Here is a 20,728-nt window from a genome sequence, read left to right as displayed (position 1 = left end):
CGGCCTCGGGGCCCTACAGGGTCCGCAGGACCTCGCGCAGGGAGGCGATCACCCGGTCCTGGACCGCCTCGGGCAGCGAGGGGTACATCGGGAGCGAGAAGATCCGCCGCGCCAGCGACTCGGTCACCGGCAGGGAGCCCTCCGCGATCCCCAGGTGGGCGAAGCCGCGCATGGTGTGCACCGGCCACGGGTAGCTGATGTTCAGCGCGATGTCGTACTCCTCCCGCAGCCGCCGGAGGATCTCGTCGCGCCGCGGGTGGCGGACGACGTACACGTAGTAGACGTGCTCGTTGCCGGGGGAGGTCGCCGGCAGTTCGAGGCCGCCGGGCCCGCAGACGTCGCCGAGCCCCTCCTCGTAGCGGCGGGCGACCTCCCGGCGGCGCCCGATGTAGGAGTCCAGCCGGGTGAGCTTGCGCCGGAGGATCTCGGCCTGCACCTCGTCGAGCCTGCTGTTGTGGCCGGGGAGGCGCTCGACGTGGTAGACGTCCTCCATCCCGTAGTAGCGCAGCCGGCGGAGGGCGGCCGCGGTCTCCGCGCCGCCGGTCAGCACGGCGCCGCCGTCCCCGTAGGCCCCCAGGACCTTGGTCGGGTAGAACGAGTAGGCCGCGGCGTCGCCCAGCGTCCCGGCGAGCGCCCCGTTCCGGCGCGCGCCGTGCGCCTGCGCGCAGTCCTCCACCACCGCCAGCCCGTGCCGGCGGGCGATGTCCAGCAGCGGCTCCATGTCGGCGCACTGCCCGTACAGGTGGACCGGGACGAGGGCCTTGGTGCGCGGGGTGACCGCGGCCTCGACCAGGGCGGGGTCGATCAGGTGGTCCTCGGCGCGCACGTCGGCGAAGACGGGCACGGCCCCGGTCCCGTCGATGGCGACCACGGTGGGCGCCGCGGTGTTGGAGACGGTGATCACCTCGTCCCCGCGGCCGATCCCGAGCGCCTCCAGCGCCAGCCGCACGGCGTTGGTGCCGTTGTCCACGCCGACGCAGTGCGCGGCGGAGTGGTAGGCGGCGAACTCCTCCTCGAAGCCCCGCACGCTCTCCCCGAGCACGAGGCGGCCGCTGGCGAAGACCTTCCGCACCGCGTCGAGGATGTCCTCCCGCTCCGTCCCGTACTCCGGGAGGTAGTCCCAGACCTGGGTGGTCACTCGTCATTCCTCCTCGTAGAACCCGCAGAACGTCAGCAGGCTCCGGGCCTCGACGTTCAGGTGGTGGCCGTACTTCACGAACTCGGTCATCTGCCGCAGGGTGATCCAGGCGTAGTCGTCGGGGACGTCGAGCGGGAAGCCGTCCCCGGCCTCGACCATGAGGTAGCGGTTGCGCGCGTGGTAGAAGCGCCCGCCCTCCTCGGAGAGGACGGCGTCGAACCGGATCCGCTCGGCCGGCGCGCCCAGGACCTCGTCCAGGAACAGGGGGCGGCGCTCCTCCGGGAGCCCGTCGTAGTTCTCCGGCCGGCACTGGACCGTGGGCGCCATCTCCACGCCGTCCAGGGAGCCGGTCTCGATCCGGGCCTGGACCAGGAGGTGCAGCACGCCGCCGATGGGCCGCACCAGCATGGCGATGACGCCCTGGCCCCGGGGCTCGAACATCGGCTGCTGCCAGCCGGGCACCTCGCGGCCGCCGCCCTCCACGGACACGCCGATGACGGAGAAGTGCAGGCCCCGCTCGTGCACGATGGCGCCGTCCCGGTGCCGCCAGCCCTCGACCTTCGCGAGGGGGACGGAGCGCCGGGTCAGGGTGCACCGCCCCTTCGCCTCGGTGAACCAGCTGAGCACCTCCACCATCGAGTGCAGGGAGTACTCCGCCCGCCAGGAGCGGGCCAGCGCGCCGCGGAAGGTGCCCGCCGCCGCGCCGCCCTCCCGCAGCCGCAGGGCCGCGGCGCCGGCGAGGACGGTGCGGACGTCCATGTTGACCAGGTCGGGCACCCGGAGGAGGGCGCCGATCTGGGCGAAGCTCAGCCAGCAGAAGTCGTCCAGGACGGGGACGTCCTCGTCGACCCGGACGATCATGTTCCGGTTGCGCTTGGTGAGGAACCACGAGCCCTGCTCGGACTGGAGGACGTCGGAGAGCACCCGGCCGCTCCTGGGGGCGGCGAAGTGGTCCAGGTAGGGCACCGCCCTGCCGCCGTGCACCCCGGAGATGTTGCTCTCCGTGGCCTGCACGGTCGGTGAGAGCTGGAGGCCGTTGACGTTGCCCGGCTCCATCTTCGCCTGGAGCAGGCAGTGCGGGGTGCCGCCGAAGTCCTTGACCAGGATGCCGAGGACGCCCCGCTCCGGCTGGACCATGATCGGCTGCTGCCAGGCCTCCGCCCCGCGCCCGGAGCCGGTCAGGTCCAGTCCCTCCACGGTGAAGAACCGGCCGGTGCGGTGGGAGAGGTTCCCGGTCACGGGGTCGGCGGACCACCCCTCGATCCGGTCCAGGTCGATCCTGGTGACCCGGTGCCTCTGCTCCCGGTGCCGGTGGGCGAACCAGGCGTGGAACTCGCTCAGATCGGTGAACATGTGCCCTCTCCCTGCGCGGTGGCCGTACCGACGGTCGGGCCGCCGCGCTCCTCGGCGCTGCGGAAGGACGTCGGCCGTGAGGCGCGGGCAGGGGACGTGGTCAGAGTCCCCGCCCTGTTCGAACCGCTCGGCCCGGGGGACCGGGCCGCTCCGCCCCCTCGCCCGGCGGGTCCGGCGCCCGGCGCGGATGCTCGTCGCCGGCCGTCAGCCGCCGGCGGGCCCGTCGGCCGGCACGGGGGCCGGGCCGTACTCGCCGACGGCGGACGCGGCCTGGTTGAGGACCTTGACGATCCACGAGTCGAGGCTCTCGTTGTGCGCCTTCGCCGCCATCACCCAGCGCTGCTTCATGTCGGGGCTGGCCTGGACCTGGAACCGGACGTCGCGGGACTCGCCCTTGGCGCCGTTGAGCTGGTAGGCCTTGATCCGGCGGCGCAGCTCGTTCCGGGACCAGGCGAACTTCGCCGCGCGGTCCAGCCAGCGGTCCTGCTCCTCCGGGGGCAGGCCGGCCACCTCGGCGTGGTGCTGGAAGCTCAGGCCCTGCCGGCGCCGGTCGGTGCCGAACTTCCGGGCGACGCAGGCGTAGTTCCGCAGGGTCTGGTAGCTCAGCCCGGTCCTCTGGACGGCCACCTTGTAGCGGTCGGGGTAGTTGTCCTGCCCGTAGACCAGCCAGTCGCCGATCCACCAGCTCATCGACTCCCAGCAGGCGAAGAGCCGGTCGCCCAGCTCCTCCCACTCCTCGATGGAGAGCTGCTGCGGAATTATCAGCGAAGTGCCGGCGAGGAGGCCGGTCGAATCGACCCCCAGTTTGCCGAGGAATGAGGACAGGGAATCCCCCGCGGGCGGTTCCCAGAAAACATCATTGGAGTTAACATCGGAGAAGCCCGAGTCGACATCGCTTGGGACACGGACTCCGCTCGAGCTCGACCGAGACAATAACATCACCATTCCCTTTATTGCGGGTCGGGGGTCGCCTGTTCGCGACAACAGTCAATGGCAATCTTCCCAAACTGGACATCCCGGATTTTTGTTGAACTATACAAATCAACTGCGACCGTGTCTAGAGGATGCTCGTCCGGGGTCGGGCCACGGGCAAGTCTGGCCGAGCCGGCGGCGATTTGTCCACCGGGCTTCCAGTCGGTTCCACGTTGTGGTACATCGCCTTCTCCAAGTGCCGAAATCTCCCGTGCGAACTGCAAAAACGTTCTTAATCAAAGGCCGCTACCGAGTGTGAGGCATGCCTGGACCGCCGTTCCCCCTAGATTCACCGAGTGGAAAATAGGGGCCCTTATTCCAGGGGGCGCCCCGACTCTAGGGGTTGCGGTTGCACTCCCTTGCCGAGCACTTCCAGGGCGGTTTGAAAACGTAAATGCGCATGGGAATGCGCGAGGGTCGCATTCGCTGTCCAATGCGCACCGGCAAGGCGGAGCGATGTGCACGGACGACCCTCGGAAACCCGGTAATATGAGCGGGCGGATGAATCCGAACGCTTTTTCAATCGAGTCGGGACGGGGGAGCCGGCCCGACTTCGCGCCTCCGCCGCAGGCGCATTTCCTCCCTCGGATCGGAGCGGTGGGAACCGGTGCGCCGGCGCGTCACCGGGAAGTGCGGGAGAGGCGCTCCTCGATGGCGGCGACGGCCCTCTCCGGGGAGTCGGCGAAGAACCGGACCCGGGTCACCGCGGCCTCGTCCCGGTCGAAGAAGACCGCCGGAACGGGGGAGGCGAACTCGACGGCGACGTTGGTCCTGCCGAACATGGTGACGGTGAGGGTGCCGCCGTCGACCGAGACCGGCCCGCTCCGGTGCGCCTCGGGGGAGACGCGGACGGAGGCCGCCTCGTCCAGCGGGAAGGCCACGTCGGTGGTGGCCCCGTGCCGCACCCGCAGCGTCCGCGGGCCGACCAGGTGCCCGTTGGAGTCGTAGAGCGCCCACAGGCCCACCGCGTAGAAGGCGAAGTAGAGCGAGACCCCGAACAGCACCCAGCGGAGCCAGTCGGGTCCGCCGACGAACAGCAGGGACAGCGCGCAGCCGGGCACGGTGACGGCCAGCATGCCGATCGAGATCGCGCCCGTCGGCCCGGAGGAGGGGAGAGCGGTCGTCCCGGGGTCAGGGGAACGCCGCCGGAACAGGCGGGGGAAGGCCAGCGTCACCAGCAGTTCCTGCTTGACCAGGAACGCCACGCTCGGCGGGAGGCAGGCGTCCAGGCTCGCCATGGCGGCCTGGACGCGGCTCGCCCCGCGGGCCCGGGCCTTGCGGAAGGCGATGCGGATGGCGGCGAACTCGGCGATGACCACCCCCAGGAGGCACGCCTCCAGGACCGCGATCAGCACCGCGGCCTGCGCCACGTTCACCACGCCCGCGAACACCAGGAACAGGTTGGCGGCGATGATGATGAACGGCAGCCAGCGCAGGAAGGCGGCGACCCGGGGGTGGCGGAGCATGAGTCCCTCGTCTCGAAGCGGAGTCCGTCGGACCCCACACTGAGGGCTTCACGCCGCGTCAGGGCAAGTCCGGGCCCTCCGCGGCCGCGGCGGCGAGCTCCGGGAACTCGCGGACGAGGAAGTCGGCGATGTCGTCGGAGGTCGCCCAGTCGGCGGAGCCGACCCGCTCCAGGACCGCCAGGTCGAACTCCTCCTCGATGTAGAGGACGAGGTGGACCAGCCCGAACTCGTCCAGGGCGGCCAGCCCCGCCCCTCCGGGCGCCTCCCGCTCGCCCGGCTCCAGGCCGACGGTCATGTCCTTCACGTCCAGTGCCAGGGTCCGGACCCTGGCCCGGACGCCGCTGTCGGTCGTGCCCATGGTTCTCCCTTCCTCTCAGATCCGCTCGCCGGCCAGGCCGAGCAGGCGCGGGACGGCCTCGGCGGGGGAGGGCATCCGCTCCGACGCCTCCCGCAGCTCCGCCGCCCGGGCCCGGTAGCCGGGGCCGGCCAGCAGCTCCTCCAGGCTCTTGCGGACCGCGTCCCCGGTCGCCTCCTCCGCGGTGAGGGTGAGCCCCGCCCCCAGCGCGGAGATCCGCCGCCCCTTCGCCGGAGCGTCGAAGAACTCGGGGATCACGAGCTGGGGGAGGCCGTTGATCAGCGCCGTGCTGAGCGAGCCGAAGCCGCCGTGGTTGACCGAGACCGAGCAGTGCGGCAGCAGCGCGTTCAGCGGGACGAAGCCCACCGGGTGCACGTTGGCGGGCAGCGGCCCCACGTCCTCGGCGGGGAAGGTCGCGACGACGTCGGCGTCCAGGTCGGCCAGGGCCTCCAGGATCTCCGGGATGCGCACCGCCGAGGGCGCGACCGGGTCCTTGACCGAACCGCCCAGGCTGAAGCAGATCCGGGGGCGCTCGGGGGCCCGCCACAGCCACCGGGGCACCTCCGACCTCCCGTTGTAGGGGACGTAGCGCACCGGGACGACCGGGCGCCCGGTGGGCATCCGCATGGCCTCGGGCGACTGCTCGACGGTCGCCATACCGGTGGTCATGTCCTCGGAGAACTCCCCGCCGAACCTGCCCACCCGGGCGGAGATCCACTCCGCCAGGGGGTCGGGCCGGCCGGCCTCCTCGTCGCGGCGCTTGACGAACAGCTCGCGCATCCGGCCGTAGAAGTCGAGGCCGAGGACGATGCGGGCGTGCGCCGCCCCGGCGGCCTTCGCCGCGATCGCCCCAGCGACGGTGCCGGGCTCCCACACGACCAGGTCGGCCCGCCACTCCCGGGTGAACTCCACCAGGTCGTTGATGATCGGGTCGTTCACCATGCGGAAGAGCCAGTTGACCGAGTTCGCGTACCCCGAGTGCAGGTACTCCCAGCCGATCTCCTCCTCCGGGGCGTCCCCCCGGCCGAACGGCGGCTGGTCGTCCGCGCGGGTCATCCGGGACAGGTGGGGGCGGCGCCCCAGGAAGGACCGGATGACGCTGTCCCGGCCCACCGGCACCCCGGTCAGCCCGGCGCCGGTGACCGTCTCCATCAGCTCCGGCGGGCCCGCCGCCCGCACCTCGTGCCCGGCCGCGAGGAACGCCCAGGCCAGCGGGACCATATTCCGAAAATGCGAAGGCTCGGCGTAACTGGTGAACAACACGCGCATGGCGGCATCTCCAGACGTCTAGAAGGCCGGTGGATGCTACCAGGGGGTGCACCGAATGTCTCCGGGGTCGGCACGAAAAAGGCGTTCGGGGTGCGGAACGCTGTTATCCCTTCTTTTTCAAACCTGCTTTCCGCTGTTCTGCGACGGCCCTTCGCCGCGGCGGCTGTACCGCTGGCGGGACACTGGCGGTGGGCCGTCAGGGCTGATCAGAGGGGAGCTTCGGGGTGTGCGCCCGCCCGGGTGCGCGTTTTTTCGGGGGTGCTGCCGGGAAAGGCGGAAATCGTCTTGACTGGCGTTCGCACCGCCTGGCTAATGTTCTGGAGTCGTCGGAGACAGCGACCGCCGGCGATGAAAGCACCACCAAAGGAAAGGGGTAGGAATGCCTGCCGTCACGCAGAACATCGAAGAGCTCGCCGCGCAGATCAAGGCCGCCGAGGCCGAGGTCGTCGCCGACCAGGGCGAGGCGCTCGACCTGTCCAGCCTCACCGGGCTGGACGAGGCCGAGCTGCAGACCCTGCTGGAGTCCAAGAGCGGCATCTCCGCCGACGAGGACGCCCAGGGGTCCGTCATGGCGGCCGCCGCCTCCGTGGCCGCGCACTGCTGATCGGACCGGCGTGACCACCGAGGGCGGCGGGGCACCATGACCTGCGGCGCCGGCCGGGCCGGCACCGCGCCCCCGAACCCTCGGTGAGCACCGCGCACCGGGCCCGGGCCGTGCTGCGGGGCGGCACCGCCCCGCAGCACACCCGGGCCCCGGCCCGCGCACACCGCCCGCGCACCCGGCGCGGCCAGCACACCAAGTACAGACCGATGGGGTTCCGTGGACCGGTACGAGAGAGTCTTCAGAAGCATCGCCGAACAGGTGAAGGTGGTCTCCCCCGACCTGTTCGAGCAGGCCTCCTATGGTTCCAACGCCCCCGTCCGCGTGCTGGACCTGCGCGGCGACCTCCCGGTGCGCCAGCACCTCTGGAGGTTCCTCTACCTCCACTACTACTGCGGGGACCTGGAGGCCGCGGCGATCCTCATGCAGGGCGTCCGGCGGGTCACCGCGGTCACCGACTGGGAGGCCCCCGAACTGGGCAGGCGGCTGCGGGAGATCAGCGCCGGCCGGACCTTCCTGAGCCGGGGCTGGAGCATCGCCTCCGAGGAGGGCGGCCGGGTCGAGGTCCGGCGGAACGGCGTCCGGCTCAGGGCCGACCCCGCCGACGTCCTCCCGGATCCGGGCGGGGAGGGCGTGCGGCTGAGGCTGCCCGCCCACCGGCACTACACCGAGGCCCGCTGGTTCACGGCCCTGTCGGAGGCCGGCCCGCCCGGTAAGGACGACGGCCCGCTCCGGCGGCACTACTTCACCCCCTCCGGGGCGGAGGCGGCGGTGCGGCTGCTCCGCCGCTTCGTCGGCGACCCGGGGTTCGCCTTCCCCTGGCAGCTCAAGCTCCTCAACTCCCCGAGCGGCTACCACCGGCTCGACCCGTTCGTGTTCTACGTCGGCGAGCGGCACGAGCGCCGGGCCGCCCCGCTGCTGCAGGCCGTGCACGCGGACTTCGCCGCCGACCTGCGCGACGAGGGCCCCTCCCTGGCCAGGCGGCGGGGAAGGGGGTGGCACGACGCCCCGGAGCCGGCCGCCGCGGCGGGGCCCGGGGCGGTCAGCTACGGCCAGTTCCACGCCACCCTGATCGCCGACGCCCTGATCGAGGCCTACACCGCGGGCGCCGACGGCCCGGAGGAGCGGTTCGCCGCGATCGAGCGCCGCTACGCCGCCGAGGGCCTGGACGTCCGCGAGCCCTACCGCCCCGCCCGACCGAGCGGCCGGGAGGTGGCATGAGCACCGGAGCCGCGCCCGGGGTGCGGGCCCCGCGCGTCCTGGACGGCCCGATCGCCGCCCGCAGGTGCGCCGGGACCGGCGCGGAGCAGGTGTGGGAGGAGACCGTCCGCGGCGACCACACCGCCTACCTGCCGGAGGACCGGCTGCGCGCGCTGGAGCGCGTCCTGCCCGGCCGGGCCGGGTGCCTGGTGCCGCGGATCCCCGACCCCGGGGCGCCGGAGCGGGCCGTGTGGCCCGCCGTGCCCACCCGCGCGCTGCTGTTCGACGACCTCACCGCCCCGGAGGGGCCCCCGGCCGGCGCCGAGCGGGCCTTCGAGGGGCTCGGCCGGCTCCTGGCCGCGGTGCACCGGGTGGCACCCGACCGGGTGCCGCCCGGGCTGCCGGACCGCACCCGCGGGGCGGCGTGGACCGGGGCCCTCCCCGGGCCCGCCGCGGACGTGCACCGCATCCGCGGCCTCCTGGCCGAGCGGGCCGGGCCCGCGCTGGCCCAAGCCCTGGCGGCCCCGCCCGCCCGGGGCCCGTCCGCCCTGGTCCACGGCCGGTTCTCCACCGCCCTGGTGGTCCCGGGGGACGCGCCGGCGCTGCTCGGCTGGCGGGAGGCCGGGTGGGGCCGGCCCATGGCCGACCTGGCGTTCATGGCCGCCGAACTGGTCGAACTCGCCGGGGCCGCCGAGGAAGGGCGCCGGCGGCGGCTGCTGGGCCTCGGCCGAGCCCTGCTCGCGGGGTACGGGCGGGGCGCCGGGCGGCCGCCGTCCGCCGCCGAGCGCGCCGAACTGCGGTACGCCGCCGCCCACCGCATCACCGAGCACATGGCCCTGAACGCCGTCTTCGGCGGCGGAACCAGGGGGCCGCTGGGGCTGCTGCTCCGCTGCGACGGCCCGTTCGCCGCCCTGCTCACCGCAACCGAGGGAGGAACAACCTGATGACCGAGGCCGCCCCCGCCGAAGGCGAGGAGGTCAGGCTGCTGATCGGGGTCTGCGGGTCGGTGTCGGCCGTCGCCGTCCCGCACATCCTGGCCTGGCTCCCGCTCAGCGGATTCACCGGTGTGGTCCCCCGCGTCGTGATGACGCGGAGGGCCGCCGAGATCATCGGCCCGGGCGCGATCCGGCCGTTCACCCCGCACCCGGTCCTCACCGGCTGGGACGACACCGGCCTCGCGGTCCCGCACGTCGAGCTCGCCCGCTGGGCGGAGGTCGTCCTGGTGCTCTCCGCGACCGCGAACTTCCTGGGCAAGGCGGCGAACGGCATCGCCGACGACCTGCTCACCTCGGTCGTCCTGGCGGCGGAGGTCCCGGTCATCGCCGTCCCCTCGACCAACGGGGCGATGCTGGCCAAGCCCGCCGTGCAGCGCAACATCGCCCGGCTCAGGGAGGACGGGGTGGACGTGGTCGAGCCCAAGGCCGGGCTCGTCGTCGCCGACCAGGGGCGCGGGACCGGCTCCATGGGCGACTTCCGCCCCATCGTGGTCCGCGCCCTGGCCAAGGCGGTCGCCGCCCGCACCCCGGCCCCCTCCGCCGGCGGACCCCCGGACGGCGGACCCCCGGACGACGGAAGCCCAGCGAAGGAGACCACCGCCCATGCTCACCCCTGAGACGCGGCTGTACCGGGAGCGGGAGCTCGACCTCCGGGTGGATTCCGGCGGGTCGGTCCGCCTCCACCACCAGGGGCGCGTCCTCAAACTCGGCCCCGAGACCCTGTCGGTCCTGGACGCGCTGCGCTCGCCCCGCACCGTCACCGAGCTGCTGCGGTTCTGCGCCCCCCGGATCACCGGCGCCAGGAGCACCGAGCTGATCCTGGCCACCGCCTCCCAGCTGGTGGAGGGCGGGGTGGTGCGCACCGAGCCCGACGCCCGGTTCTCCAAGGGGCCGGTGTACGGCTACGACACCTCCTACGTGCACCAGTTCATCCTCAACGACACGATCCGCAAGCCCGCCTTCGTCCAGGCCGTCCGGGAGCTGGTCCGCCCCGACGACGTCGTGCTGGACCTGGGCACCGGCAGCGGCATCCTCGCCATCGCCGCGGCGCAGAGCGGGGCCCGCAAGGTCTACGCGGTCGAACCCGCCGGCATGGTGCACCTGGCCGAGAAGCTGGCCGTGCACAACGGGGTCGCCGACCGGATCGAGTTCCTCCAGGAGTGGTCGCACTCCCTGCGGCTCCCGGAGAAGGCCACCCTGCTCACCACGGACATCGTCGGCAACGAGGCGATGGACATGCTCATCTGGGAGACCGTCGACGACGCCCGCAGGCGCCTGCTCACCCCGGACGCCCGCCTCCTCCCCGGCCGGCTGGACGGCCTGGCCACGCTCGTCGACGTCCCGGACGAGGCGGTCGCCGCGCAGCGCATCGACGAAGCGCAGCTGGACCGGTGGCGGCGGTGGTACGGCATCGACTTCGCGCCGTTCCGCGACGCCCAGCAGGGGCGGTCCTCCTCCTTCTACGAGCGCCCGGAGACGGTCGGCACCTGGACCGCGCTGAGCGGCGCCGACCCCCTCTACGAGGTCGACCTGTCCGAGCCGCCCCGGCGGCTCTCCGAGCGGCGCACCCTGACCGCGACCCGGGCCGGGCGGGCCAACGGCGTGGTGGTCCACTTCCGCGCCTCCCTCTCCCCCTCGGTCGACTTCACCTCCTCCCCGTGGACCGGCGGCCCGGAGAGCCACTGGTACAGCTGCGTGTGGCTGCTGCCCGAGGCCGTCCCGGTCCGCCCCGGGGACCAGATCGACATCCGATTCGACTACGCCGGTGAGGGGCGGGTCGACCTGGCCCGCGCCGGCACCGCCGACAGCGGAAAGGCCTCCTGATGAAGCTCCGGAACCGGATCCCCAAGATCGACGGGGTCGGCGCGCACCGAGAGGTGGCCGTCGAGACCACCTACGAGCGGGTGGTCCCGCACATGCGCAGGGTCGGCATCACCCGGCTGTCCGACATCACCGGGCTGGACCGGATCGGCATCCCGGTCTGGAACACCATCTGCCCCTCCTCGCACGACATGATCTCGGTGTACAACGGCAAGGGCGGCACCGACCTGGCCGCCAAGACCTCCGCCATCATGGAGGCGGTCGAGCGGTTCGCCGCGGCGCTGCCGATGCGGCCCGAAGAGGTCGCGAGCGTCGGCGAGCTGCGCGCCGCCGGGCGCGCCATCGTCGCCCCCGACGAGGTCAACCTGGAGCCGTTCCACGTCTGCGGCCCCGACACCCCGATCTCCTGGGTGAAGGGGCACGACCTGGCCCGGGACGAGGAGGTGCTGGTCCCGCTCTACCTGGCCGGCTACTACTCCCGCTACCACGAGGTGCCCAGCCACCGCCTCGGCACCACCAACGGCATCGCCTCCGGCAACTCCGTGGAGGAGGCGGTCTGCCACGCGCTGTGCGAGCTGATCGAGCGGGACGACTGGACCATGGCCGACCTCATCGGCAACCGGATGAGCCGGCTGGTCGGCAGGGGCACCTTCGGCTCCGCCACCGGGCCCGTCCTGCGCTGGCTGCACGAGCGCCACCGCAACGTCGACCTGGACACCCTCCCGCCCAGCGCGCAGCGGTACGTGCAGATGTACCGGGACGCCGGGCTGGAGGTGTCGCTGAAGGACGTGAGCTCGGAGACGGGCGTGTGCACCGTGCTGGCGCTGGTGGCGGAGAACATCGCGAACACCTTCTCGCAGAGCCACATGGGCATGGGCACCCACCCCGACGCCGAGACCGCGGTCTGCCGGGCCCTGTGCGAGGTCGCGCAGAGCCGCGCCGTGGACATCAACGCGCTCCGCGAGGACATCACCCTCCCCGGCGAGGAGGTGGAGAAGTTCTTCTTCCACGTCCGCCGGAGCGGCCAGGTGAACAAGGAGGCCTGGGCGTTCAAGCCCTCCGAGAGCCTGATCCGCTTCGACGAGCTGCCGCACCACCCCTCCGACGACATCGTCGCCGACATCGACCTGATGATGGGGCGCCTGCGCGAGCGGGGGCTGGACCGGGTGGTCGTGGTGGACCTCTCGCCCCCGGGGGTCCCGGTGAGCGTGGTCAGGGTGATCGTCCCCGGCATCGAGTCGTGGATCATCGACCGGACCAAGCTCGGGCCGCGCGCCGCGCGGCTGTGGGAGGGGACGCTCGGCGAGATCCGGCGCGCGTGCGACCAGGCGGAAGAACCAGTCCGAGAGGGTGTGTGAATGACAGCCGTACTGTTCATCGGCCCGAGCATGCCGATGGAGAAGGTCCGATCGCTGTTCGGCGGCGAGATCCGGCCCCCGATCAAACGGGGCGACCTGCCCGAGCTGATGAACCGCCCGGAGCCGCCGCGGCACATCGGCATCGTCGACGGCCAGTTCCTGCACGCGCTCTCGGTGGCGCCCAAGGAGGTGCTCAACTGCATCTACCGGGGGATCTCGGTCTACGGCGCCTCCAGCATGGGCGCGCTGCGCGGGACCGAGTGCGCGCCGTTCGGCATGACCGGCATCGGCGAGATCTTCCGGATGTACCGGGACGGCGTGCTCTACGCCGACGACGAGGTCGCGATCAGCTACGAGTCGGACACCCTGAGGCCGATCTCGGAGCCGATGGCCAACATCCGCGTCGCCGTCGCCGAGGCCGTCGCCGCCGGGCACGCCTCGCCGGCCACCGCGGAGAAGGTCCTGGCCGCGGCCAAGGCGATGTACTTCCCGGACCGCAGCTACCCGAACCTGAGGCTGGCCACCCGCGGCGAGCTCCCCGAAGAGGAGCACGCGCGCCTGTTCGCCTTCCTCACCGGCCCGGACGTGCCGGACCAGAAGCACCGCGACGCCGAGGAGCTGATCCTCGCCCTCAACGCGGCGGTCGAGGCCGACCGCGCCGCACGGGCCGCCGAGGAGGTGCCGTCGTGACCGCCGCCGGGGAGGGGCTCGCCCCCGAAGAGGTCGCGGCCATGCGGCGGGACGGCTTCCACTTCCCGATCGAACCGCTGACCGAGAAGGAGGCCGCGGCCGCCCGCGCCGACTGCGAGGAGTACCTGGGCATCGTCGACCGCGTCGGCGGGTTCCTCTCCGTGTACCGCTACTTCCCCAAGATCCACCTGTTCAACATGTGGGCCTACGAGATCGCCCGGAACGAGCGCATCCTGGCGGCGGTGCGCAGCCTGATCGGCCCGGACGTGCTGGTGTGGGGGAGCGAGCTGTTCCAGCGGAAGGCCGGCGGCGGCTCCTCGCTCGCCTGGCACCAGGACTCCGTCTACTACGGGCTCGACGGCGTCGAGGAGCACGCCGTCCGGGTCTGGGTCGCCCTCACCCCCGCCAACGAGGCCAACGGGACGCTGCGCTTCTCCCGCGGCTCCCACCTGCTCGGCCCGCAGGAGCACGCCTTCGGCGGCGACACCCTCGCCGACAAGATGCGCGGCGAGGAGGTGCGCATCGACATCGACCCGGGCAGCGAGGTCGCCGTCGAGCTGCGCGCCGGCCAGGCGTCGATGCACAGCATGCTGGTGGCGCACTGCTCCGGGGAGAACACCAGCGGCGAGGACCGGCTCAACTTCGCGGTGGACTACGTCTCCCCGAAGGTGGTGCCCGCGACCCCGGACAGCGCGCTGCTGGTCAGCGGCGCGGACCACGGCCGGTTCCGGCCCGAGCAGGCCCCCGAGGCCGGCTTCGGCCAGGAGGAGGTGCGCCGCGCCATGGCCGCGACCCGGCTGCGGGTGGAGCGCACCAGGGAGGGAACGGCCGGCGCACCGGGGCCGGGGTGACGGCCGCCGACGGGCCCGGCCCGGCGGTGGCGCACGGCGGGGCCGCCCCGCCGTGCGCCACCGCGCGGGCGGCGCGCGCCCTCGCGGACCGGGCCGCCGCCCTGGCCTGGGCCCGCCCGCCCGGGGCGCGGTGGAGCGGCGCCCCGCCGCCCCGCGCCGACCTGAGCGCCTGGCTGCCCGGCGTCGCGGACCAGGCGGAGCGCCCGCTGTGCACGGCCGCCGTCGTCGCCGGGTTCGCCGGGTACGCCGAGCGCCGCCGCGGCCGCGCGCGCACCCCGTCGCTGCTGTTCAACTACCGGACCTCGCGCCGCTACAGCGGCAGCCCCGACCGCTGGGGGTCGACCACGCTGCACGCCCTGCGCGCGTGGAGCGAGTACGGCCTGGTCGAGGAGGAGCACTGGCCCTTCGACCCGGACCGGCTGGACACCGACCCCCCGGCCGGGTGCTTCGAGCGGGCGCGGGAGTGGCGCCAGCCCCACTACGGCAGGCTGGACCGCTGCCCCGGCCCCTGCCCCGCCTACCTGGACGCGATCCGGACCGCGCTCGCGCTGGGCCTGCCGGTCTCGCTGGAGATCCCGCTCCACCCGAGCATCCTGCTGTCGTTCGGCACCGGCGACGTCGTACCGCCCGGCCCCGGCGAGCCCCTGGTCGCCAGGCACGCCGTCCTGCTGTCCGGCTACGACGACACCGCCCGCCCGGCCGGGGCGGCGGGGGAGGGCGCGCTGCGCTTCCAGAACAGCTGGGGCCCGGGCTGGGGCGACCTCGGCTACGGCCGGATCCCCTACGCCCTGGTGCGGGAGGGGCTGGTCAAGGACAGCTGGATCGTCCCCGGCGTGCCGGGGGCGCTCCCGGAGGAACCCGAGAAGGCGTCGGTGCACGCCGCGAGTGGAGGCGAAAGAGAGTGACCCCGTCGCTGAAGGCCGAGGACGAGAGCTCCCTGCGGCGCTGGATCATGGGGGTGCGCTACCCGCCGGCCGACGTCGTCCCGGGCACCGACGCCGTGGTGAGCTCCGCCGAGGACGAGATCGACCCCGCCGAGCTGGGCGAGCGGCTGCGCGCCGCAGGGGCGGCCCGGGGGCCGGTCCTGCGCACCCACCGCTACACGGCCCGGCGCCCGGTGGTGCGCGCCGAGTTCGCCGACGGCCCTCCGCTGATCGTGAAGTGGCCCCACTACGACGCCGACCTGAACAGCGACAACGAGCGCCGCACCCTGGAGATGCTCGACTCGGCGGCGGAGGACCCGGTCCTGCGCGGGGCGCTGCCCCGGCTGCTCGGCGGCGACGCGGACGGCCTGACCGTCATCGAGGCCGTGCCCGGGGCCGAGACGATGGCGGAGGCGTCCCGCAGCGCGGGCGGGGCCGACGGCGCCCACCTGCTCCACTTCGGCGCGGTCCTCGGCCTGCTGCACGGGCTCCCGGTCCCCGCCGAGGTCCGGGACGACCCCGGGTGGCGCCCGCACGTCCCCATCCCGGACGGCCTCCACCTCACCCCGGACGAGTACGCCCACGGGTGCGGGCTCGACTTCGACCACTACGCGGCCTCCCTGCAGGAGGTCGAGCCGGAGCTGCTGGAGCTGCGGTCCACCTGGAGGGCCCGCACCCTGGTCCACTTCGACCTCAGCCCGGACAACGTCCTACTGGACGCCACCGGCGCGGCCGAGCACCCGGTCACGCTGATCGACTGGGAGATGGCCGGGCTGGGGGACCCCGCCTACGACCTCGGGCACGTCCTGGGCCACATGGTCTCGGGCCACCTGCGGGACGCGTCCGGGGCGGGCGGGGCCGCCCGGCCCGCCGGCGCCGCCCGGGTCGTCCAGGGGTACCGGCTCACCCGGGACCTGCCGGCCGCCGAGGTGGCCCGGGCGGTCCGGTTCTGCGGGCTGATCCAGCTGCTCAGCGCCCTGTTCCGGGTGGAGCGGATCGGTTCGCTGGGCGAGATCGGCAGGCTCTCGCTCCGCGTCGGGCAGCGGATCCTGCGCGACCCCGAGGCCATGGCGGACACGCTCTTCGGGCCCGGACTGCTCCGGTGAGCGCGCCCCTCCGGGCCCTGGAGCGGATCGCGGAGGAGACCCGGGTCCTCGGCGCGGACGCGGTCGCGCACACCGAGCTCGGCCGGCTCCCCGTGCCGGACGGCGCCGGGGAGGCCGGCTCCGCCGAGCGGGCGGAGCGGTTCCTGACCACGGTCCTCTACCTCCACTACCACGCCCGGGACCGGCGCGGGCTGGTCGAGGCGCTCTCCGGCGGACCCGCCCGCGGGGCGCTCTGGCGGGGGGAGGACCCCGGCTTCGCGGAGAAGCTCATCGCGGGCATCGCCGGCGAGGGGTACCTGGTGGAGGGGTTCGGCGTGGCCGCGGTGGACGGCGACCGCGCCGACCTCGCCGGGTACGGGCTGCGCCTGCGCGCGCACCGCTCCGGGCTGCGCTGGGCGGGACGGCTGCGCGCGGGCGGCGAGGCGGCCGTGCGCTTCCCGCCCTACCGCCGCTACCTCCAGCGCGGCCGCCTCCTCGTGGTGGGCGACGCCTGCACCGGCGGCCCCCGCCCCGAGGACGTGGTCCGCTGCTACCTCCGCCCGGCCGCGGACGCCGCCGCGGGGCTCACCGCCGGGCTGACCGGGGAGCTGAACGCGCTGGGCGCCCGCTTCCAGCTGAAGCTCGCCTCGCACCCGGACGGGTACGAGCGCGCCGACGCCGCGGTCGCCTACCTCCCGGTCGCCGAATGGGACCGGGCCCGGGGCGCGGTCGCCGCGGTGTGCGAGCGGTTCGCGGACGCGCTGTCCGGGGAGGCGCCCTGCCTGGCGCTGCGGGTGCGGCCGGGGTGGGCGGTCGCCGTCGACCGGGCCCGCCCCGGCTCCCCGAGCTTCGGCCGGGGCCGCTCCGCGCTGGTCGCCCGGGGCCTGGTGGCCGCCTGGCGGGCCGGCGCCCGCACCCCGGCCGACCGGCTCCAGGGCGTCCTCGCCTCGCTGCGGGCCGCAGGGGTGGACCCGCACCGCCCCTACCTCGAACCCGGGCTGGCCCCGCCTCTGTGTTGATCTTGGACTTGTCGACCGGTCAAGGAGTGCTCACCTGCGCAGGTCCGCGGAGCGGGACCGGTCGACAAGTCCAAGATCAACACGGGGGAAGGCGCGGGGCGGCCCGGTCAGGGCGCGGGGCGCGCCCCGCCCCCTTCCGCCCCCTCGCCCTCGCCGCCGAGGCGGAGCATCACCGCGCGGATGACGCGGCGCTGCGCGGGAGGGAAGGAGTCGAGGAGCCCGGAGGCGAGCTTCCCCGCGGCCTCGGCGGACTCCGGGGCCGGCACCGCGGACATGAGCGGCCGGGCCAGCTCTACCAGGTCGTCGACGAGCCGGTCGGTCTCGGCGCGGCCCGGGTCGGCGTGCGCCAGGTCGACGAAGCGCGCCATGACCCCGCCGATCCCCTCCCCGCCCGGGCCGGCGCCGCCGCCGGGGGAGGGGGACGGCGGGCGGAGGGAGGACTCCTCCTCCACCATCAGCGAGAGGAGCTGGGCCGCGGTCCGCTCCTGGTCGATGAGGTCCGGGGCGACCCCGTGCTCGGCCAGCACGTGCGCCCACCCGGTCCAGACCGGGCCGCCGCTCTCCTCGCCGGACCGGTCGTGCTCGGCCCGCAGCCGCGCGATCATCAGCCGCCGCTGCTCGAGCTCGCGCTGCTGCCGGGCGATCTCCTCCTCCCACTCCCGGAGGGCCGTGCCGAGGTCCTCGTCGTCGGCGTCGAGGAGCTCGGCGCACCGGTCGAGGGGCAGGTCCAGCTCGCGGAGGGCGAGGACGCGCTTCAGCGTGTGCACGGTCCCGATGTCGTACCTGCGGTGGCCCAGCTCGTCGCGGCCGGGCTCGGGGACGACGCCGCGCTCATGGTAGAAGCGGAGGGTGCGCGGTGTCGTTCCGAGGAGCCGGGCGGCCTCTCCAATGGTGAGCATGCCCCATTATGGCCATGCCGCTAGGCGGCGGCCCGCTGGTGGCCGAGGACGATCCGGGAGAGCGTGTTCAGGTCCTCCGCCCCCATGTCGGCGGGGGCGATCGCCCCGACGTGCCGGTCCGGGCGCACCACCAGCACGCTCTCGCCGCGCAGCCCCCACTGCCCGGGCGGGTCGGGCACCCGGACCACCGGCAGGCCGGCGGCGGAGGGGAGGTCCGGCCCCCGCCCGCAGAGCACGAACGCCGCGCGGCCGGCCAGGGAGTCGCTGAGCCGGCGCTCCCCGGAGATCCGCGGGTCGCTCAGCCGGGAGCCGACCAGGCCGTGGTCGCCGACCATCAGCGACCCGGACGAGGGGTAGGCGGAGTTGAGCATGGACAGGCTGCGGGCCATGCTCAGGTTCATCCGGGGGAAGGACATGGCCACGGACAGCCCCTTGACCATCAGCTTCTTGGCCCACCGGGGGGTCGACATCTCGGCCCGGGTGCCGGCGTCGATCTGCTGGGAGATGCTGCTGGTCATCAGCCCCCGGCACTCCTCCTCGTAGCTGTCCAGGAGCAGGTCGGCGTCGCCCCCGGCGAAGGCCTCCGCGAGCTTCCAGGCCAGGTTCTCCGCCTCGTTGATGCCGGCGTTGAGCCCCTGGCCGCCGATCGGGCTGATCAGGTGGGCGGCGTCGCCCGCGAGGAGGACCCGGCCGACCCGGTAGCGGCCGGCCACCCTCCGGTGCACGTTGAAGGTGCTGGCCCAGGTGGTGGTCGAGGAGACGTCCCCGAAGAGCGCCCGGACCCGGTGCCGGGCGGCGGCCTCCTCGTCGGCCCCCTCCGGGGGCGTGCTCCCCATGATCCGCCACTGCTCCGGGCCGAACCGGATGCCGACCAGGAAACCGGGCTCGTCCAGGGCGAACCGGAGCCAGCCCTCGGGGGAGGGGGAGATCAGCTCGTCGGAGAGGAGCATCCGGTCGTCGCTGGTCTCCCCCTCCATCGGGACGCCCGCGCAGCGCCGCACGGTGCTCCGCGCGCCGTCCGTCCCGACCAGGTAGTCCGCGGTGAGCAGCAGCCGGCGGCCGTCCCGCTCCACCTCGGCCGACACCCCCGAGGCGTCCTGCTCGATGCGGACGCACTCGCCGGCGACCTCGGTGATGAGCGGGTCGCCGGCCACCCGCTCCCGGAGCACCTCCTCGGCGGTGTTCTGCGGGCACATCAGCGTCCCCGAAACCGGTGAGAGCTCTTCCAGCCCGGTGAAGTCCAGGCGCAGCAGCGGGCGCCCGCTGCGCGGGTCGAGGGGCTCCAGCCGGGTGACGAACGTTCCCCTCTCCATCAAGTCGCCGAGAAAACCGAGATTGCGGAAGGTCTCCAGGGTGCGGGGCCAGAAATTCAATGCGCGGGATTCGCGGACCGCGTCGGGATCGCGCTCCACGATGGTGCTGCGGATTCCTTGGTGGGACAGGGCCAGTGCCAGGACGAGCCCGACCGGACCTGCGCCGATGATCAGTGTGGGGGCGCGGTCGATGTCGCTCAAAAGAACCCCTGCTCTGCAATTGCGGAGCGCGTCTTGATTTCCCGCTCCGGGTCTGATGAATTGATGGTCGCGATGCTAGCATCCGGTTTCCGGAACATGTGGTGACCGTTTCATTGTCAGGGGAGTCGTGTCATGGCCGACACTGAATTCGATATCAAATCCCTTCTTCCGTCGCTGGTTTTCGGCTATATCACCTCGCGCATCGTCAGCGCGTCGGTCGTCCTCGGCGTCCCGGACGCGCTCGGCGAGGGCACCCGGCCCGCCGGGGAGGTCGCCGAGGAGCTCGGCTGCGCGGAGGGGCCGCTGCAGCGGATGCTCCGCGCCCTGGTGGTGATCGGCCTGACCGAGGAGGCGGCCCCGGGGGAGTACCGGCTCACCGAGGCGGGCCGCTGGTTCCGGTCCGACGTGGAGGGGTCGGTCCGCCCGTACGCGCTGATGGCCGCCTCCCCGGGGATCTGGCGGGCCTGGTCGGGGACGGAGGAGGCGGTGCGGACCGGGGGCGACGCGTTCCGGGCCGCCAACGGCAAGGGCCTCTTCGACTACCTGGAGGAGGAGCCGGAGTTCGGCCGCGCGTTCGACGGCGTCATGGCGGGCAACAGCGGGCTGATCTCGCCGGCCATCGTCAAGGACTGCGACTTCTCCGGGGACGGGGCGGTCATGGACGTCGGCGGCGGGAGCGGGGTCCTGCTCTCCTCGATCCTGGCCGCCGACCCCGGCATCCGGGGCGTGCTCTACGACCTCCCCGACGTGGTGGCCGAGGCCGGGCCGGTGCTGGAGGCGGCCGGCGTCGCGGACCGCTGCGAGGTCCGGGCGGGCAGCTTCTTCGACTCCGTCCCCGAGTTCGAGGGGGCGGTGCTGCTCAAGAACCTGCTCAACGACTGGAACGACGAGGACGTGCTGAGGATCCTGGGCAAGTGCCGCGAGGCGCTGGGGGACCGGAAGGGGCGCCTGCTCATCGTCGCCCCGATCGTCCCCGAGCGGGTCACCCCCGACGACGCGATCGCGGTCATCGGCGACTTCGAGATGCTGGTGACCACGGGCGGCAAGGAGCGCAGCGCCCGGGAGTACGAGGCGCTGCTGGCCTCCGCGGGCTTCCGGCTGGACCGGGTCGTCCCGCTCTCCGAGTTCCCGCAGTACTCGATCGTGCACGGGACCCCGGTCTGACGGGGTGCGGCGGCGTCCCGCCGGCGGGACACCGCCGCACCGCCCCGGCGCGCGC

20 protein-coding genes are annotated in these 20,728 nt (G+C 73.6%); 12 read left to right on the top strand and 8 right to left on the bottom strand.

The window, feature by feature from the left end; translation table 11 throughout:
• Window positions 1-13: 13 nt before the first annotated feature.
• The 6 genes from D459_RS0124410 to D459_RS0124385 form a co-directional block, all read right to left on the bottom strand.
• A complete protein-coding gene (locus D459_RS0124410) occupies window positions 14-1,138 on the bottom strand; it encodes a DegT/DnrJ/EryC1/StrS family aminotransferase (protein WP_017595627.1) in 1,125 nt (374 codons plus the stop codon).
• 3 nt (window positions 1,139-1,141) lie between these two features.
• Window positions 1,142-2,491 (bottom strand): NDP-hexose 2,3-dehydratase family protein, encoded by a 1,350-nt coding sequence (locus tag D459_RS0124405; protein WP_017595626.1) that lies wholly within the window; start codon window positions 2,489-2,491, stop codon window positions 1,142-1,144.
• A gap of 204 nt (window positions 2,492-2,695) precedes the next feature.
• Window positions 2,696-3,424 (bottom strand): LmbU family transcriptional regulator, encoded by a 729-nt coding sequence (locus D459_RS36215; protein WP_169558472.1) that lies wholly within the window; start codon window positions 3,422-3,424, stop codon window positions 2,696-2,698.
• A gap of 659 nt (window positions 3,425-4,083) precedes the next feature.
• Entirely contained in the window at window positions 4,084-4,929 is an 846-nt protein-coding gene (locus D459_RS0124395; protein ID WP_017595624.1) for a hypothetical protein, read from the bottom strand.
• Between the two features lie 58 nt (window positions 4,930-4,987).
• Window positions 4,988-5,287: a hypothetical protein gene (locus tag D459_RS0124390; RefSeq protein ID WP_017595623.1), complete on the bottom strand. Its 300-nt coding sequence runs from the start codon at window positions 5,285-5,287 to the stop codon at window positions 4,988-4,990.
• Between the two features lie 15 nt (window positions 5,288-5,302).
• Window positions 5,303-6,553 carry an activator-dependent family glycosyltransferase gene (locus tag D459_RS0124385; protein ID WP_026120726.1) on the bottom strand — a complete coding sequence of 417 codons (1,251 nt, stop codon included), beginning with the start codon at window positions 6,551-6,553 and terminating at the stop codon, window positions 5,303-5,305.
• A gap of 379 nt (window positions 6,554-6,932) precedes the next feature.
• Here D459_RS0124385 and tvaA point away from each other — a divergent pair, with 379 nt between their 5' ends.
• The 11 genes from tvaA (at window position 6,933) to D459_RS0124330 (ending at window position 17,096) form a co-directional block, all read left to right on the top strand.
• Window positions 6,933-7,157, top strand: coding sequence for a thioviridamide family RiPP peptide (gene tvaA, locus D459_RS0124380; protein WP_017595621.1), 225 nt, complete (start codon window positions 6,933-6,935; stop codon window positions 7,155-7,157).
• A 216-nt stretch (window positions 7,158-7,373) separates the two neighbouring features.
• Window positions 7,374-8,375, top strand: coding sequence for a T3SS effector HopA1 family protein (locus tag D459_RS0124375; protein ID WP_017595620.1), 1,002 nt, complete (start codon window positions 7,374-7,376; stop codon window positions 8,373-8,375).
• Window positions 8,372-9,298, top strand: a complete 927-nt coding sequence (locus D459_RS0124370) for a phosphotransferase (RefSeq protein ID WP_017595619.1) — start codon at window positions 8,372-8,374, stop codon at window positions 9,296-9,298. The genes D459_RS0124375 and D459_RS0124370 overlap by 4 nt, the downstream gene beginning before the upstream one ends.
• On the top strand, window positions 9,298-9,966 hold the full coding sequence (locus tag D459_RS32640; RefSeq protein WP_017595618.1) for a flavoprotein: 669 nt from the start codon (window positions 9,298-9,300) through the stop codon (window positions 9,964-9,966). The genes D459_RS0124370 and D459_RS32640 overlap by 1 nt, the downstream gene beginning before the upstream one ends.
• Complete coding sequence (locus D459_RS0124360) at window positions 9,953-11,173, top strand: 50S ribosomal protein L11 methyltransferase (RefSeq protein WP_017595617.1); 1,221 nt, start codon at window positions 9,953-9,955, stop codon at window positions 11,171-11,173. The genes D459_RS32640 and D459_RS0124360 overlap by 14 nt, the downstream gene beginning before the upstream one ends.
• Entirely contained in the window at window positions 11,173-12,528 is a 1,356-nt protein-coding gene (locus D459_RS0124355) for a YcaO-like family protein (protein WP_017595616.1), read from the top strand. Before D459_RS0124360 ends, D459_RS0124355 begins: the two co-directional genes overlap by 1 nt.
• Window positions 12,529-13,218, top strand: coding sequence for a TfuA-like protein (locus D459_RS32635; RefSeq protein WP_017595615.1), 690 nt, complete (start codon window positions 12,529-12,531; stop codon window positions 13,216-13,218).
• The gene (locus D459_RS0124345) at window positions 13,215-14,069 is read left to right on the top strand and encodes a phytanoyl-CoA dioxygenase family protein (RefSeq protein WP_017595614.1); all 855 of its coding nucleotides are present in this window, start codon (window positions 13,215-13,217) and stop codon (window positions 14,067-14,069) included. The genes D459_RS32635 and D459_RS0124345 overlap by 4 nt, the downstream gene beginning before the upstream one ends.
• Entirely contained in the window at window positions 14,066-14,974 is a 909-nt protein-coding gene (locus D459_RS33855; protein ID WP_017595613.1) for a C1 family peptidase, read from the top strand. The genes D459_RS0124345 and D459_RS33855 overlap by 4 nt, the downstream gene beginning before the upstream one ends.
• Window positions 14,971-16,098: a phosphotransferase family protein gene (locus tag D459_RS0124335; protein ID WP_017595612.1), complete on the top strand. Its 1,128-nt coding sequence runs from the start codon at window positions 14,971-14,973 to the stop codon at window positions 16,096-16,098. The genes D459_RS33855 and D459_RS0124335 overlap by 4 nt, the downstream gene beginning before the upstream one ends.
• The gene (locus D459_RS0124330; protein WP_017595611.1) at window positions 16,095-17,096 is read left to right on the top strand and encodes a T3SS effector HopA1 family protein; all 1,002 of its coding nucleotides are present in this window, start codon (window positions 16,095-16,097) and stop codon (window positions 17,094-17,096) included. The genes D459_RS0124335 and D459_RS0124330 overlap by 4 nt, the downstream gene beginning before the upstream one ends.
• A gap of 107 nt (window positions 17,097-17,203) precedes the next feature.
• Here the strand turns inward: D459_RS0124330 and D459_RS33850 are convergent, their stop codons facing one another.
• Both D459_RS33850 and D459_RS0124320 read right to left on the bottom strand, forming a co-directional pair.
• Complete coding sequence (locus tag D459_RS33850; RefSeq protein WP_017595610.1) at window positions 17,204-17,995, bottom strand: MerR family transcriptional regulator; 792 nt, start codon at window positions 17,993-17,995, stop codon at window positions 17,204-17,206.
• 20 nt (window positions 17,996-18,015) lie between these two features.
• Entirely contained in the window at window positions 18,016-19,509 is a 1,494-nt protein-coding gene (locus D459_RS0124320; RefSeq protein ID WP_081620693.1) for an FAD-dependent monooxygenase, read from the bottom strand.
• A 132-nt stretch (window positions 19,510-19,641) separates the two neighbouring features.
• On the opposite strand from D459_RS0124320, the gene D459_RS0124315 reads away from it, so the two are divergent.
• A complete protein-coding gene (locus tag D459_RS0124315; protein WP_017595608.1) occupies window positions 19,642-20,673 on the top strand; it encodes a methyltransferase in 1,032 nt (343 codons plus the stop codon).
• The last annotated feature ends 55 nt before the right edge of the window (window positions 20,674-20,728 follow it).

It is taken from the genome of Nocardiopsis potens DSM 45234, from assembly GCF_000341105.1.
Taxonomy (GTDB): Bacteria; Actinomycetota; Actinomycetes; order Streptosporangiales; family Streptosporangiaceae; genus Nocardiopsis_A; species Nocardiopsis_A potens.
The sequence above is the reverse complement of the archived record's forward strand: the minus strand, read 5'-3'. Positions and strand labels throughout refer to the sequence as shown.